This is a genomic window from Nevskia sp., assembly GCF_023266035.1.
GTDB lineage: Bacteria > Pseudomonadota > Gammaproteobacteria > Nevskiales > Nevskiaceae > Nevskia.
On the sequence record NZ_JAHFRY010000114.1, the window covers coordinates 1 to 15590 of the forward strand.

Genomic DNA, 15590 nt, shown 5'->3' on the forward strand with positions numbered 1-15590 from the left:
CGGGATGCAGGAACACCGGGAAATCCTTGCCGACCGGGCGCTTCAGCAGCCGGTCGCGTACCGCGCCGCCGACCAGATAGCGTCGCATCATGGGATCTCTTCGAGGCCTGCCGGCACGGGTGCCAGCGCCACCGGCTTCAGCCAGGTCGACAGCGGTTGCGGCTTGCCCTGCTGGCGCCAGCCGAAGACCATCGAATGCCAGAGCACGCGCTGCACATAGCTGCGGGTTTCGTTGTACGGAATGTTCTCGATCCAGACGTCCGCCGACATCGGCGTCGCCGGCAGCCAGCGCGCTGCCGCGTTCGGGCCGGCGTTGTAGCCGGCAATCGCCACCGGCAGCTGGCCAGTGAAGCGATCGACCAGATCACGCAGATGCGCCGCGCCCAGCGGCACGTTGACCTCGGGATCGAACAGCGTCGTGCGCGTCGGCAGCGGGCGCTGCCACTTGCGCGCGGTGCGGGTCGCGGTTTCCGGCAGCATCTGCAGCAGGCCGTAGGCGTTGGCGCTCGATACCGCATCGGCGCGATACAGGCTTTCCTGACGCAGCACGCCGTAGATCAGGTTGTCCGGCAGGCCGGACAGCGCCGCGCCCGTCTTGACCGGCGACTCGTAAGGCCGCGGATAGAGCAGTGCGTAATCGGTGAACAGCTTCATCCGGCTGGCGGCGGCCACACCCTGCTCGTACCAGCCCCAGCCCATCGCCAGATGGATGGCCTGGAAGCGCGCGGCTTCGTCGAGCGGCTCGAACGCCGCCCAGAACTCGGCGGCCGCCTGATTGCGCAGCGACGACAGGAACAATTCGCGAGCGCGGATGAAGCCGGCCTGGCTGTCGAGCCTGGCGACGATGGCCGGATCGGCCGCCAGGGTCTGCGGATGTGGCGTGTAGGCGATGCCGGACTGCGCGGCGGCGAGCGCCGGATACCAGCCGTCTTCCTGCGCGAGCGAGGTGAGCAGATCGTTCGCCGCCTGATCACCACCGGCGGCGGCGGCCCGCGCCGCCCAGTAACGCCAGCGCTGTTCGTTGCGCTGGCTTTCGGACATTGCGGCGATGGCCTTCGCCGCCTGTTGCCAGTCGCCGGCCCACAGCGCCGCACGCGCCCACCATTCGGCGGACAGGCTGTCGTTGTCGGCCGGCAGCACCTGGGCGAAGTAGCCCAGCGCTTCCGGCTTGCGGCTCCAGGCCATGCCCAGCGCCAAAGAGCGTGCGAACGGGCTGGCCGCGGTGTCGTCGAGCGCGCGTGCGCCACGCAAGGCGGCGAACCTTGCGGCGGCGGCATCCGGATCCTTGCGCGCCAGGCGCTGCCAACCGTCCTGCAGCGCGACCGTTTCCACCGGCCGCGAGGGATCGGAGATCAGCGCATCGAGTTCACGCTGCGGCTGGTCGATCAGCGCCGCCCACTGCTTGATCGCTGCGCTGGTTTCCGCTGGCAACGGCGCGGCGATGGTTTTCGCCAGCGCGCCATAGCCGTTAGCGACGACCAGCCGCGCCCGCGCTTCGATCAGCGCCGGCGTCAGCAGGTTCTGCTCGCGCGCCCAGGTGAACGCGGCATCGCAGGCCGGCAGCGATTTGTCGGCCACCTGCCATTGCTGGAGCACCGCCGGCGCCAGGCCAGCGGTCTGGTTCAGCGCGATCCGCGCCGCGAACTGCTGGCAGCGGAAGCCGGTGTCGCTGGTCGCCAGCGGAGCCGGCAGGGCCGCGAGATAGCGATCCCAGCGCTTGCGCGCCGCCAGGCTGGTCAGCCAGGCGCGGCGCAGATCGTTGGCAGCCAAGGTTCCGCCCTGGGCGGTGATGAAGGCGGCCACCGCGTCATCGACACCGCGATCGTCCTCGGGCTTGGCTTGCGCCAGCCGCGCCTTCAGCCGCGCAGCCGTGAGGTAGGGATAAAGCGGATAGGCACGCAGGCGATCGCTGTCTTCGCCATTGAAGGAGCCGGCTTCGGCCGCGACGAAAGCGCCGGTGAATTCGCTGCGCACAATGGCCAGGGAATCATCGTCGGCGATGGCCGATAGCGTGAACAGGCTGGCCAATGTCAGGGCCAGCGGAGCGAGAAACGGAGTAAAGCGTAGGGTCATCATGGAACTCTGACCCTCAGATCGCCTGACGGGTTCGTGTAGCCTTTGCGGCCCCGCAATTGTAAGGCCGCTGGCCCAGAGACTTCAGGCATGGAAACCCTGCTGGTATTCCTGTTGACCGGTGCCGTGTCCGGCCTGCTGGCCGGCCTGTTCGGCGTCGGCGGCGGCCTGATCGTGGTGCCGGCGCTGGCTTTTCTGCTGCCGACGCTGGGTACTGCCGATGCCATCGTCATGCAGTCGGCGATCGGCACCTCGCTGGCGGTGATCGGCCTGACCGGCATTTCCTCGACCCGCGCCCATCACGCCCGCGGCGGCGTGATCTGGCCGGTGTTCTGGAAGCTGGCGCCCGGCATCGTCGTCGGCAGCCTGCTCGGCGCCACGGTGGCGCACTTGGTCAGCAGCGAGGTACTGAAGCGCTGTGTTGGCATCGGCGCAATGCTGATCGCGATCCAGATGCTGATCGACGCCACGCCGAAAGCGACGCGCAGCACGCCTGGTGCGCTTGGCCTCGGCATCGTCGGCACCCTGATTGGCGGCTTGTCGGCCCTGATCGGCATCGGTGGCGGTTCGCTGACCGTGCCGTATCTGAACGCCTGCAATATCGACATGCGCCGCGCCGTCGGCACCTCGGCGGCCTGCGGCATTCCGATCGCCTGGGCCGGCGCCGTCGGCTTCGTGATCAACGGCCTCGGCGTACCCGGCCGCGCGCCGTGGAGCCTGGGCTATGTCGATATGGCCGCGTTCGCCGGCATCGCGGTGATGAGCGTGTTCACCGCGCCGCTCGGCGCGCGGCTGGCGCATGGCCTGTCGCCGAAGGTGCTGAAGCGCGCGTTCGCGATCTTCCTGATCGGCATCAGCGTACGGATGCTGCTGGCATGAAGCAGTGGTTAGTGGTCAGTGGCTAGTGTGCAGAGAATCAGAAGCCAAGCGGGTTCATTTGCTGACCACTGACCACGGGCCACTGGTCACTGCTTCACCGCGCAGCTTCTGCAATTCGGCGAGCGCAAAGTGGATGAAGCTCAGGCCGGAATAGACCGGCGAGATCAGATTGACGAACGGAATCAGCTGGACGAGTGCCGCGACTACGCCGAGGCCGAACAGCGGTGAGCCGTGGCGACGGAGGATTTCCTCGTATTCCTCGCGGGTGGCATGTTCGGCGAGCGCGTCATAGCGGAACACGCGGTCGTTGAGATAGCCGGCCAGCGCCACCGGAATCACGAACGCGAACGGCAGGATCAGCCACAGCGGCAGCACCAGGATCCACAGCAGTAGGTAGACCAGCAGCGCGCCGAGGCTGTTGAGGACGCTGCCGCTGGTGGTGCCGCCCTTGGCCCGCACCAGCTGCGGATAGTCGCGGGCGGCGATGTGGTCGACCATCAGCGGCATCGCGAATACCGAGGTGATGAAGATCGCCGTCGCCGCGACCAGGGTCGGCAGGAAGAAGAAGCTGACGATCAGAGTCAGGGCGCCGACCAGCCAGGACAGACCCCAGTCGTTCAGGAAGGCGTCGACCGGCTGGTACTCGGTCAGCGCCCGCAAAGCACCCATGCCTTGCGACCAGAACACGATGAGCAGCACGGTCCACAGCAGCAGCGAGCCGAGCAGCGGCCACAGCACCAGGCCGAGCATGCGGCCCTGGAACTGGCTGCGGGTGGCTTCGACAAGCGCTTCGATCATGCGATCACCTCAGGGGTGTTGGGGTTCCGCATCCGGCAGCAAGCGCACGCCATTGATGCCGCAGGCCAGGATGCCCTCGCGCAAGGCGCGGATCGCCGCCAGACGCGGGAAGCTGCGCCGCCAGACCATGCCGACCTTGCGGGCCGGCGAAGGTGCTGCGAACGGCACGGTCGGCAGCGGATTCGGTTCGGCCGGCCGGTTGGCGATCGCCGCGTTCGGCATCACCGTGATGCCGAGCCCCGAGCCGACCATGTAGCGAATCGTTTCGATCGACGAGCCGGTGACCGGCCGCGGCCCGTCGCCTTCGGAATCGACGCATTTCGGGCAGGCAGCGATCACCTGCTCGCGGAAACAATGGCCGGGCCCGAGCAACAGCAGATGCTCCTCGGCGAGCTTCTTCGCCGGAATGCTCGGCAGCGCCGCCCAGCGATGGCCGGGCGACAGCATGACCACGAAATCCTCGTCGTAGATCGGCCAGGCCGACAGGCCCTGCAGGTCGATCGGCAGCGCCAGCAGCGCCACGTCGAGCTCGTTGTCGCGCAGCTGTTCGAGCAGCGTGCCGGTGAAGTTCTCCTCGATCATCAGCGGCATCAAGGGTGCGGCCTCGCGCATCATCGGCACCAGCGAAGGCAGCACGTAGGGGCCGACGGTGTAGATCGCCCCGAGCCGCAAGCTTCCGACCAGCTCGTCCTTGCCTTCGCGGGCGATGTCCTCGACCCGCCGCGCTTCGGCGAGCACATGGCGGGCCTGTTCGATGATCCGCGCGCCGACCGGCGTCGGCTTGGCTTCGCCGCGAATCCGCTCGAACAGGGTCACGCCGAGCTCGTCCTCAAGCTTCTTCAGCGCCACGGAAAGTGTCGGCTGTGACACGAAGGAACGCTCGGCGGCGCGCGAGAAATGGCGCTCCTTGTCGAGGTTCACCAGATAGCGAAGTTCGGTCAGCGTCATGGGTTGACCTTCATTGGGTGATGTTTGCGAGCATCTCTTCAGATGCCCGTCCCAAAATCTATTCGGGCCCCGATTCTAGACCGTCGCTATCGCAACGCGTTCAGTCATAGGTTCAGCCAATCGCGTGCCGGCAGATAGTCGCTGAGGAAAGTCGCTTCCGGGCTGCCCGGTTCCGGCTGATAGTTGTAGTGCCAGGTGACCAGCGGCGGCATTGACATCAGGATCGATTCGATGCGGCCCTTGCTCTGCAGGCCGAACGAAGTCCCGCGGTCCCAGACCAGGTTGAACTCGACATAACGCCCGCGCCGATACAGCTGCCAGTCGCGTTCGCGCTGCGTGTACAACATCGGGTGGCGGCGTTCGACGATCGGCATGTAGGCCTTGATGAAGTGATCGCCAACGCTCTGCATCAGCGCGAAGCTGGCCTCGAAACCGCCGACGCTCCAGTCGTCATAGAACAGGCCGCCGATGCCGCGTGCCTCGTTGCGGTGCTTGATGAAGAAGTATTCATCGCACTGGGCTTTGAGCCGGCTGTGCACTTCCGGACCGAACGGTTCGCAGGCGGCACGCGCGGTCTCGTGCCAGTGCTTCGCGTCGTCGATGAAGCCGTAGTACGGCGTCAGATCGAAGCCGCCGCCGAACCACCAGACCGGCGCTTCACCGGCTTTCTCGGCGATCAAAAAGCGCACGTTCATGTGCACGGTCGGCGCGTAGGGGTTCAGCGGATGGAAGACCAGCGACACGCCCATCGCCCGGAAGCCGCGGCCGACCAGTTCCGGCCGCGCCGCCGTCGCCGCTGGCGGCAGTTTCGTGCCGTAGATGTCGGAGAAATTGACGCCGGCGCGCTCGAACACCGCGCCTTCGCTCAGCACTCGGGTTTCGCCGCCACCGCCTTCATCTCGCTGCCAGGCGTCGTGCAGGAATTTGGCGCGACCGTCGATGCGCTCGACCTCCGCACAGATGCGGTTCTGCAGGCCACGGAGATAGGCTTCGACGTCGGCGGGACGTGGGGCTTCGTTGGTATTCATGCCCGAAGTCTAATGGCCGCCGAAGTGCAAAAGGCGGGGCCATCGCGAATCTCAGCGACGCAGGATGTTGCCGTTCGCCGAGTCGCGAATGATGGTCGGCTGATCGAGCCCACCGAGCGCGCCAGGCACCAGCAGATCGAAACGGTTGCGCAGCGCGATGCGGGCGTCGCTGGCGCTGCGCGCGGGTGGATCGCCGGCGCGGTTGGCGCTGGTCGAAACGATGGCGCCGCCGAATTCCTCGCAGAGCCGCGCTGCCAGGGGATGCGCGGAGACTCTCACGGCCACCGTGCTGCGCTCGCCGCTGATCCACATCGGGCAGTAGTCGGTGGCCGGGAACACCCAGGTCGACGCGCCGGGCCAGGTTGCCGTCGCCCGGCGCCAGGCCATCCGTGACGGCATGTCGATGTACGGCTCGACCTGCTCGATGTGCGCCGCGATTAGGATCAGGCCCTTCTGCCACTCACGCTGCTTCATCGCCAGCAGGCGCATCACCGCCTTGTGGTTCTGCGGATCGCAGCCGACACCCCAGACCGCTTCGGTCGGGTAGACGATGACGCCGCCTTGCTTCAGCAGCCCGGCGGCGATCGCGATCTTGCAAGTATTCAGCATCGTTGCTGCGCTCAGCCCTTCTTCGCGTAGACAGTCCGTTTGGTCAGCGAGGGTGCTCGCGTCGCTTTCTTGGTGGTCTTCTTCGCAGCGGACTTCTTGCTGGCGGCCTTCTTCACCGCAGCCTTCTTCGGCGCTTTGGGGGCAGCGGCCTCGCCATCGGCCGGTGCCGCTTTCTTCGCAGCCGCCTTTTTCTTGGCGCCTTTCTTCGGCGGCTTCGCGGCTTCGGCTTCGGCCAAGTAGGCCTCGCATTCGAAGACGCTGAGCTTCTCGGCGTCACGGGTGCGTGGGATCGGCGACTTGCGCGAGCCGTCGGTGATGTACGGCCCGAAGCGGCCCTTGATGATGCGGATGCCGGTGCCTTCGAAGCTGCGGATCGTCGCGGCGTCGAGCGCGGCGGCTTTCTGCTCGATCAGCTCGATCACCCGCGGCAGTTCGATGGTGTAGGGGTCATCGTCCTTCTTGAGGCTGACGAAGGCCTTGCCGTGGCGCGCATACGGCCCGAAGCGGCCGATGTTGACCTCGACCTCGTCGCCGTTCGGCATCTGGCCCAGCTTGCGCGGCAGCTTGAACAGCTCCATCGCTTCTTCAAGCGTGATGGTGTCGATGCGCTGATTGCCGCGAAGGCTCGCATAGCGCGGCTTCTCGGACGTGGTATCGCCCTCCTCGACTCGGGCGCCGATCTGTACGTACGGCCCATAGCGGCCGAGGCGGGCGGTGACCGGCTTGCCGGTCGTCGGGTCGACACCGATGGTGCGCGTCTCGGAAACCTCCGAGCGCGACAGCTCCATCTTTTCGTCGACCATCGGCTTGAAGATGCCCCAGAACTTCGCCAGCAACGGCACCCAGGCCTGTTCGCCGCGCGACACCGCGTCGAGCTCGTCTTCGAGCTTGGCGGTGAATTCGTAGTCGACGTAGCGGGTGAAGTGCTCGGTCAGGAAGCGGCAGACGATCAGGCCGACGTCGGTCGGCATGAAGGCCTTGCCGTCGAGGCGCACGTAGTCGCGCGCCTGCAGGGTCGAGATGATCGAGGCATAGGTCGACGGGCGACCGATGTCGTATTCCTCGAGCGTCTTGACCAGGCTGGCTTCGGTGAAGCGCGGCGGCGGCTGGGTGAAGTGCTGCTCGGGCAGCAGTTCCAGCAGCTTGACGACATCGCCGACTTCCAGCGGCGGCAGGCGCTTTTCGTCGTCTTCCTTGGCTTCGTTCTCGTCGTCGACGGCGATACCGTAAGCGGCGAGGAAGCCCGGTTCGATCAGCACCTGGCCATTGGCCTTGAAGGCGTGATCGGTGCCGGCGCGCAATTCTGCGGCGACGGTATCGAACACTGCTGGCGCCATCTGGCAGGCGACGGTGCGCTTCCAGATCAGGTCATAAAGCTTGGCCTGATCGGGGGTCAGATACTTGGCGACCGCTTCAGGGGCGCGCAGGAACGAGGTCGGGCGAATCGCTTCATGGGCTTCCTGGGCGTTCTTCGACTTGACCTTGAAGTAGCGCGGTTCGGGCAGCGCCGATTGGGCGCCGTAGCGCTTGATGATCGCTTCGCGCAGCTCGGCCAGCGCGTCCTGCGCCAGGTTCACGGCGTCGGTACGCATGTAGGTGATCAGGCCGACGGTCTCGCCGCCGATCTCGACACCTTCGTACAACTGCTGCGCCGTGCGCATCGTGCGCTGGGCGGTGAAGCCGAGCTTGCGGTTGCCGTCCTGCTGCAGGGTGGACGTGGTGAACGGCGGCCCCGGCGTGCGGCGGCGCTGCTTCTTGTCGACCTTGGCAACTTTCAGCAGACCCTTCGCGGCCATCTCGATCGCGGCACGTGCAGCTTCGGCCGAGCCTTCGTTGCCCAGCGAGAACTGTTCGACCTTGATGCCATCGAACTCAAGCAGGCGGGCATTGAACGCGGTGCCGTCCTTCTCGGCGCGGGCGTCGAGCGTCCAGTATTCCTGCGGCTTGAAGGCGCGGATTTCTTCCTCGCGTTCGCAGATCAGGCGCAGCGCCGGGCTCTGCACGCGGCCGGCCGACAGACCCGGGCCGACCTTGCGCCAGAGCAGCGGCGACAGATTGAAGCCGACCAGATAGTCGAGCGCACGGCGGGCCTGCTGGGCATTGACCAGATCCTGGGCGACATCGCGGCCTTCGTCGATCGCACGGGCGACTTCGCGCGGCGTGATCTCGTAGAACACCACGCGCTTGACCGGCTTGTCCTTGATCAGCCCCTTCTCTTTCAGGTGCTCGAGCAGATGCCAGGAAATGGCTTCGCCTTCGCGATCAGGATCGGTGGCGAGGAAGAGGTTATCGGAGCGCTTGAGTTCGGCAATGATCGCGTTGACGTGCTTCGCGTTCTTGTCGATCAGCTGGTACTTCATCTCGAAGCCGCGCGTCACGTCGACGGCGCCATCCTTGGGCACCAGGTCGCGCACATGGCCGTACGAAGCGAGTACTTCGTAATCCTTGCCCAGGTATTTCTTGATCGTCTTGGCCTTTGCAGGCGATTCGACGATGACCAGATTCTTGCTCATTCCTGCCGCGTGTCCCACAACGTTTCCCGCGCCCCGGCGGCGCGTGGGGGGCAGCTTATACGGCAAAGAGCTTGCCAGTGGCTAGTCAGGCACCTGCCTGAAGCCAGCCCTTGCGCCGTCATCGAGACGGCGACAAGGGCTGCCGATCAGTGCAGGAACTCACCGTGGTAATAGACCATGTCTTCGAGGTGCACGGCCGCTTCCTCGGAGCCCGGCTGGTTGATCAGCACCAGCAGGCAGACCCACTTGACCCGCTCGAGATCGATCTCGTCCTCGAAAGCCAGCAGGCGTTCGATGACCAGTTCGCGGCTTTCGCCGTTCAAGATGCCGAGCTGCTCCAGATAAAGGAGAAAGCCACGACATTCGGCGGACAGCCGTTCCTGCTCCTGCGGCGCGTACAGCCGCAAGGTATCGGTTCGGCCTCTCAGGGTTGGCGCATTGCGCTGGTTCGCCAGGCCATCGAGCCAGGCGAAAGCGTGCGCCACTTCTTCATCGGGGAAACCGGCGGCGGACAGCTCTACCCGCAAGGTTTCCTGGTTGTCGGAGTCGGAGAACTCGCCATCCTGGTAGTTCTCGAAGAGGTACATCAGTACATCGAGCAGGGTCTCTTTCATGTTCGCTCTGACGCCAAGACCGGGCGCGTGCAGTCAGGTTTCGGACTGCCTCGGGGGAAAGTGTAGCGCCTCATCGGCGCGGATGCAGACGGGAAAAACAGTCCCCTGGTCGGGCCTCGATCAAGCCTTGAAGTTCCAGGGACAGTAGCGCGGCACCGAGTTCGGCGATGCCGAGCGCCAGGGTAGAAGCCAGCTGATCGATGGCGACCGGCTGATCGCCGATCGCTGCCAGAACGCGCTGTTCGAGGCTATCGACCGGCACATCCGCCATCGGTTCCGCGCGGGCTGTCGTCGGACTCAGCATCGGCTTCAGCTGTGCTGCGAGTTCGACGAGGATGTCGGCCACCGATTCGGTCAGGGTCGCGCCATTGCGGATCAGTGCATGGCAGCCGCGCGCCATCGGGTTGTGGATCGAGCCGGGCAGCGCGAACACTTCGCGACCTTGCTCGGCGGCGAGCCGCGCAGTGATCAGCGAACCGGATTCCAGCTGCGCCTCGATCACCAGCACGCCGAGACTCAGGCCGCTGATGATCCGGTTGCGACGCGGGAAATGTTCGGGCCGCGGCACCGTGCCGGGCGGAAACTCCGAGACCAGCAGGCCGCGTTCGGCGATCGCCAGCGCCAGTTCGCGGTTGCGGGCCGGATAGACGCGGTCCAGACCATTGCCGCAGACCGCGATGGTGCTGCCACCGGCATCGAGCGCGCCGCGATGGGCCGCGGCGTCGATGCCCAGCGCCAATCCCGAGGTGATCACCAGGCCGGCACGCGCCAGGCCCTCGGCGAAAGCCTGGGCATCGTTGCGGCCCTGAGCCGATGCGGCGCGAGCGCCGACGATCGCCAGTTGCGGCTCGCCGAGCAAGGCGATATCGCCCAGCGCGAACAGGCCGAATGGCGCCGCGGCGATCTCCGCAAGGCGCGCCGGCCAGGCCGGGTGATCGCTGTCGACGAAGTGATGGTGCGGCGAAGCGGCCAGCCAGCGCAGATCGGTTTCGGCACCTTGGTGATCCGGATTGGCGAGGCCGGCGATCTGCCCTTCGCTGCAGCCGGCTTCAGCCCAGGCGCTGGCCTTGGCGGCGAACACCGCTTCCGCCGAGCCATGGCGCTGCAGCAGGCGGCGCAGGCGGTTGGCGCCGAGTCCCGGCGTGCGCAGCAGCGCCAGCAGCGCAGCCGTTGGACCGCTGGCCGCGACAGCCGATTCAGGCGCGGGCATCGGCATGGTTCGCTCGCTGCAGCGAGGGCCGGCTCAGGCCCGCGTCACGGCGCGGTGGGCGCCGGCTTAGCCACCTTGTCGAGCACGTGCAGCGCGCGGGTCGCATTCATCACCAGGCCATAGCTGAGCAGCGGCGTGACCTTGAACACCATCAGCACGCCGGCACGCAGCTCGGGCAGCACCACCGGCTTCTTGCCGTAAGGGTCCGGCACGCTGCGGGCGGGCTGGTAGATGTCGAGCACGGTGCCCGGATCGAGGCCGTGCTCGGTGCCGCGGTTCAGCGCCACGATCTGGTACTGCGAGATCTGCGACAGGCCGTCGTACACCGAAATGATCCGGCCATTGATGTCGGTGGTCGGCGGGTGCGGATAGAAGTTGGCGTCGAAGCTTTCCGCTTCGATCGGCAGCAGGCGATCGGCGATCAGCACTTCGCGGCTCGACTTGGTGACCCGCATCAGCGCCGGCTGGCCAGGCTCGCGCAGTTCGGCTTCGCCGGTGGGAATCGCTTCATAGCCGATCAGCTTGCGAGTGTCCGGATCGCGATAGGCCTCGCCCACGCGAACCACCGCGTAGTTGTAGGCGACCTCGGCCGGCAGGTTCTTCACGTAGACATCGTTGTTGGCGCCGACTGCCAGACGCTCGTCGGCAAAGGCGACGACGTACGGCGCGGTTTGCGTCTCCTCGAGCGTGACCAGACGCGGGCCGCGCAGGAAGTTGCGGATCGCTTCGATCGGAATCGCCGGCAGCGCCGCGTCGAGGTTTTCCTCGCGAATGCGCGGCGACAGGCGATCGACCACGCCGTCGAAAGCGAGGCGCGTCTGGCCGTTCACCCGCACCAGGCTCAGCACATCGCCGGGATAGATCTGGTGCGGATTGCGCACCTGCGAGTTGGTGTACCAGAGCTCCGGCCACTGCCAGGGATCGCGCAGGAAATGCTGGGCGATGTCCCACAGGGTGTCGCCCTTCCTCACTGTGTAGCGCAGCGGCGCGTCCTCGCGCAGCGACAGATCGCCGGCGTAGGTCCGGGCGCTGTTGGCGTTGGCCAGCGGTTCGACGGTGGCAGCTGCAGGACGTCTTGCGGCAGGCGCCACGACAGCGACCGGCACCACGGTGGCGGGCGGGCTGCTGCTCGGTGCGCTGGCGCAGCCGGCGGCCAGCATCGTCAGCAACAGGCTGGCGACCCCTAGGCGCGTGATCGTGTGTCGCGGGAGTGGAAATCGCGAGGCGTTATACTTCTGCATGGCTGCGGCTTTCCCTTTTGTGGCCTTTCTGGGCCCCGTTCGGCCCGTTCGACGGGCGCGGCTGAGTCTGGCATGAACACCTGCTGTTTCGCAGGCTCGTCGAAGGTTTCCCAAGATCAACTGCAGGCCCCGTAACCATGGCGATTCTGCCCATCCTCATTCATCCCGATCCGCGTCTTCGCAAGAAGACCCTGCCGGTGACGGTGTTCGACGACAAGCTTCAGAAGCTGATCGACGATCTGTTCGAAACGATGTACGACGCGCCCGGTGTCGGCCTCGCCGCCAACCAGTGCGGCGTGCAGCTGCGCCTGTCGGTGATGGATTGTTCCGAGGGCAAGACCGAGCCTATGGTCCTGATCAACCCGGAAATCTTGCTGACTGACGAGCGGCAGGAAATGGAAGAGGGCTGCCTGTCGGTGCCCGATATCCGCGACACCATCCAGCGTTTCAACCGTCTGCGGGTGCGGGCGCTGGACCGTCACGGCAAGCCGTTCGAGATGGATTGCGAAGGCCTGGCCGCGCAATGCGTGCAACACGAGATCGACCACCTCGACGGCAAGCTGTATGTCGACTACCTGTCGAGCCTGAAGCGCGAGCGCATCAAGAAGAAGCTGACCAAGCTCAAGGAAGCGCACGCCGGCTGAAGAGCCGGCGGCGGCGCTCAAGCAGCCGCTGCGGCCATGGTCACGAAGCCGGGCGTTGCCTTGATGCGCGCCAGCCAGGCCCGCACGGCTGGATAGTCGGCCAGATCGAAACCGCCTTCATCTGCGACATGGGTATAGGCGTACAGCGCGATGTCGGCGATCGTGTACTGCTCCCCGGCCAGGTATGGCGTCTTCGCCAGCTGGGTTTCCATCACGCCGAGCGCTGCATAGCCCCGCGGCATCCGTTCTGCAATTCGCGCCTGATTCGCCTCGGCGGATTTCTCGATCGCCACCCAGTAGCGGATCGTCGCGATGTACGGCTCGTGGCTGTACTGCTCGAAGAACAACCATTCCAGCACCTTGGCCCTGGCCCAGCGGTCGCCCGGCAGCAGCGGCGTGCCTTCGGCAAGCCAGCACAGCATGGCGTTCGATTCGGCCAGGTAGCGGCCGGGCTCCGGTTCCAGCAACGGGATGCGGCCATTGGCGTTCTTGGCCAGGAATGCCGGCGTGCGCGATTCGCCTTTCAGGATGTCGACCTCGCGCCACTGATAGGCGATGCCGAGCTGGCGCATGGCCAGCGCGGGCTTGTAACAGTTGCCGGAGCCGGTATAGCCATGCAGGGTCATCATCGATGCAGGCCTCGAAAGCGTGGATGAGCAGACGCCACGATAAGCAGCGACGCCTGTGATTGCCACCGCTCGGCGCAGCTTTTCTGCCGCCCATCCGGGATGGCCTCAGGTTCCGCCAGCGCTGCCTTTCCGGCGGCCTCGTCCAGGCCTTAATCTGCAACACGCTACCCGGAATCGATCCGGACGCGGCACCGCTTGCAGCAGCACGGCGCCGCCCCGTCTGCTCCGGCCGCGCCATGATGGTGGCCCCATCCGCTGCTGCTGACCCGCTACCGCTCCGGAGCATGGACCCCGTGTCGACCTCGCCCGAACCCCGCTCCCGCCCACCTTCCCGTCCACCCTCTGGCCGCTTCCGCCAGCGCGGTGCCGCGGCGGTGCTGACCGCGGTCTCACTGCTGATGCTGATCCCGGTGCTGGCGCTGGCGATCAACATCGGCCAGCTCTATTACGCGCAGCGGGATCTGGAAAAACAGGCGACCCTGGCGGCGCTGTCGGCGGTGCAGATTTCAAGCGGCTGTGCTGTTGGCGGTGTGCCAGCGCAGATGAGCGCCATCACTGCGGAAGTGACACGCGTGATTGCCGCCAACAGCGTCGATGGCGCAAACAGCGTGCAGGGCCTGCTAACCGGCATCAACGGGTCACCTGCAGTCGAAGTCGGGACCATCGTCTCGACATCCGGCTTCCGTAAATTCACGCCTCTGACCGTCGGTAACGAGAACGTCACCGCTGTACGGGTCAATCTGTCGCGACCTCAACCAGTGCCGTTCATCAATCTATACGGGGGGGGCGGCATGCTCTACGCCTCGGCCACCGCCGAACAGCCGGCCTATGCCTCGTTCCGCATTGGCACAACGACCTTGAACCTCGATCAGGGCGCGCTGAACAGCCTGCTGTCTGGCCTGCTGGGCACTAGTGTCAATCTGACGGCCGTGGGCTACCAAGGCATTGCCGCTGCGCGGGTCACGCTCGGCAACCTGGCGCTCGCAGCTGGCGTCAATTCGCTGAACGATCTGTTGACGCTGGACCTCACGGCACCCCAGGCACTGAGGATCATAAGTACTGCGTTGGCGGCCACTGGCGATGCGACTTCGGGTACCGCGGCCGGTTTGATCTCCGGCCTTGCCGGGCAGTCTTACGACAATCCTGCGGTCATCCAGAACGTCTTTGGCCAGATCTTCAATGCCACGGGCACCACTCTGAATCCCGCAGTCACCAGCATCGTCGGCGCCATTCCCTTCGTCGACGGTCTGGGCTTGCTGACCGCGCTCGGTCAGGCCGCGGCGGTGGGCGGCCCATCGATCCAGTTGCCGGTGACGGTCAGCATTCCTGGGCTGGCCGGCATCGGTGTTTTCCTGAAGGTGATCGAGCCGGAGCAGACTTCCAATCCGCCTGGCAGACCAGGCCGCGACTCGACGAACACGCCATACACGACGGCGCAGTCGTCGCAGATCCGGCTTCAGGCGCGCATCAACCTGTCGTTACTGGCGCTGCCGCTGGTTCGTCTCGCGCTCGACGTGGATGCGGGCAACGGCCTCGCGGAATTGCTGAGCGTCAACTGCCCGTCGACCACCAATCCCAACGCCCGCGCCACGATCCAGACCACCAGCTCGCTGATCACCGCAACCGTCGGCACTTTCTCTGGCTCGGCCACCGCAAATCCGCCGCAAGATCCTCAGTCGGGTACCGTGGTCAACGTTCTGTTTCTGGTCCGGATCATCGCCACGAAAATGAGCCAAACCTTATTCGGCGTGACCCACCCCGCGCAGACTGCTACCGGCCCTACATTCCCGCAGGCGCTGCCGCTGCTGAGCAGCAGCAGCAATCTCACGAGCTTGGTTACTTCACTGCTGGCTAGCAGTCTGCAGATCAATATCCTCGGCCTCGGCCTCGATGTCGGCGGCATCCTGGCGGCGATTTTGTCTCCGGTAGTTGCCTTGCTCGATCTGATCCTAGATCCGCTGTTGTCGACGCTCGGTGTCAGCCTGGGCGAAGCCGGCGTCACCGTCGACAGCATCACCACGCAGCGGCCGTCGATCGTCAATACTTGCCTGCCAGGAACCGTCAACTGCCAGTAAGTACCCTCTGAACCATCCGATGAGCCGTCCGCTGCAACCGGTGCTCGACGCCGCCGAAGTCGAACGCATCATCAGCGATGGCCTGCCGATGTCCTCGTTCGCGCAGATGGTGGTCACCGAGGTGAAGCCGGGGTCGGCGACGATCCGGATTCCGTTCCGCGAATGGATGATCCGCCCGGGCGGCACCATCGCCGGGCCGGTGCTGATGCTGGCGGCGGATTCCGCGATGTATGCGGTGATCCTGGCCCACATCGGCGATCAGGTGATGGCGGTCACCTCAAGTCTTACCATCAACTTCCTGAGCCGGCCGCGGCCGGTCGATGTGGTCG

Annotated in this window: 14 protein-coding genes; 4 read left to right on the forward strand and 10 right to left on the reverse strand. The window is 65.8% G+C overall.

Going from position 1 to position 15590, the window contains the following annotated elements; genetic code table 11:
- Positions 1–87: 87 nt before the first annotated feature.
- A complete protein-coding gene (locus Q0D45_RS16300) occupies positions 88–2076 on the reverse strand; it encodes a lytic transglycosylase domain-containing protein (RefSeq protein ID WP_293395075.1) in 1989 nt (662 codons plus the stop codon).
- An 87-nt stretch (positions 2077–2163) separates the two neighbouring features.
- Between Q0D45_RS16300 and Q0D45_RS16305 the strand changes: the two genes are divergently transcribed.
- Positions 2164–2952, forward strand: coding sequence for a sulfite exporter TauE/SafE family protein (locus Q0D45_RS16305; RefSeq protein ID WP_293395078.1), 789 nt, complete (start codon positions 2164–2166; stop codon positions 2950–2952).
- A gap of 54 nt (positions 2953–3006) precedes the next feature.
- Here Q0D45_RS16305 and Q0D45_RS16310 read toward each other — a convergent pair whose 3' ends face one another.
- The 8 genes from Q0D45_RS16310 to Q0D45_RS16345 form a co-directional block, all read right to left on the reverse strand.
- Positions 3007–3750: an EI24 domain-containing protein gene (locus tag Q0D45_RS16310; RefSeq protein ID WP_293395081.1), complete on the reverse strand. Its 744-nt coding sequence runs from the start codon at positions 3748–3750 to the stop codon at positions 3007–3009.
- Positions 3751–3759: 9 nt separating this feature from the next.
- Positions 3760–4698, reverse strand: coding sequence for a hydrogen peroxide-inducible genes activator (locus tag Q0D45_RS16315; protein WP_293395084.1), 939 nt, complete (start codon positions 4696–4698; stop codon positions 3760–3762).
- Between the two features lie 104 nt (positions 4699–4802).
- The gene (gene hemF / locus Q0D45_RS16320; protein ID WP_293395086.1) at positions 4803–5726 is read right to left on the reverse strand and encodes an oxygen-dependent coproporphyrinogen oxidase; all 924 of its coding nucleotides are present in this window, start codon (positions 5724–5726) and stop codon (positions 4803–4805) included.
- Positions 5727–5777: 51 nt separating this feature from the next.
- Positions 5778–6335 carry a Sua5/YciO/YrdC/YwlC family protein gene (locus Q0D45_RS16325; protein WP_293395088.1) on the reverse strand — a complete coding sequence of 186 codons (558 nt, stop codon included), beginning with the start codon at positions 6333–6335 and terminating at the stop codon, positions 5778–5780.
- A gap of 11 nt (positions 6336–6346) precedes the next feature.
- The gene (locus Q0D45_RS16330; RefSeq protein WP_293395091.1) at positions 6347–8848 is read right to left on the reverse strand and encodes a DNA topoisomerase I; all 2502 of its coding nucleotides are present in this window, start codon (positions 8846–8848) and stop codon (positions 6347–6349) included.
- Between the two features lie 146 nt (positions 8849–8994).
- Positions 8995–9462, reverse strand: a complete 468-nt coding sequence (locus Q0D45_RS16335; RefSeq protein ID WP_022976700.1) for a DUF494 family protein — start codon at positions 9460–9462, stop codon at positions 8995–8997.
- 70 nt (positions 9463–9532) lie between these two features.
- Positions 9533–10672: a DNA-processing protein DprA gene (gene dprA / locus Q0D45_RS16340; protein ID WP_293395097.1), complete on the reverse strand. Its 1140-nt coding sequence runs from the start codon at positions 10670–10672 to the stop codon at positions 9533–9535.
- 44 nt (positions 10673–10716) lie between these two features.
- Complete coding sequence (locus tag Q0D45_RS16345; RefSeq protein ID WP_293395100.1) at positions 10717–11913, reverse strand: LysM peptidoglycan-binding domain-containing protein; 1197 nt, start codon at positions 11911–11913, stop codon at positions 10717–10719.
- 137 nt (positions 11914–12050) lie between these two features.
- Here Q0D45_RS16345 and def point away from each other — a divergent pair, with 137 nt between their 5' ends.
- Positions 12051–12557, forward strand: a complete 507-nt coding sequence (gene def / locus Q0D45_RS16350; protein ID WP_022976697.1) for a peptide deformylase — start codon at positions 12051–12053, stop codon at positions 12555–12557.
- Positions 12558–12574: 17 nt separating this feature from the next.
- Here the strand turns inward: def and Q0D45_RS16355 are convergent, their stop codons facing one another.
- A complete protein-coding gene (locus Q0D45_RS16355; protein WP_293395104.1) occupies positions 12575–13186 on the reverse strand; it encodes a glutathione S-transferase family protein in 612 nt (203 codons plus the stop codon).
- Positions 13187–13245: 59 nt separating this feature from the next.
- On the opposite strand from Q0D45_RS16355, the gene Q0D45_RS16360 reads away from it, so the two are divergent.
- The gene (locus Q0D45_RS16360; protein ID WP_293395107.1) at positions 13246–15261 is read left to right on the forward strand and encodes a hypothetical protein; all 2016 of its coding nucleotides are present in this window, start codon (positions 13246–13248) and stop codon (positions 15259–15261) included.
- A 19-nt stretch (positions 15262–15280) separates the two neighbouring features.
- Positions 15281–15590, forward strand: a 310-nt coding sequence (locus Q0D45_RS16365; protein WP_293395110.1) for a PaaI family thioesterase, incomplete at its 3' end; no start/stop codon positions are given.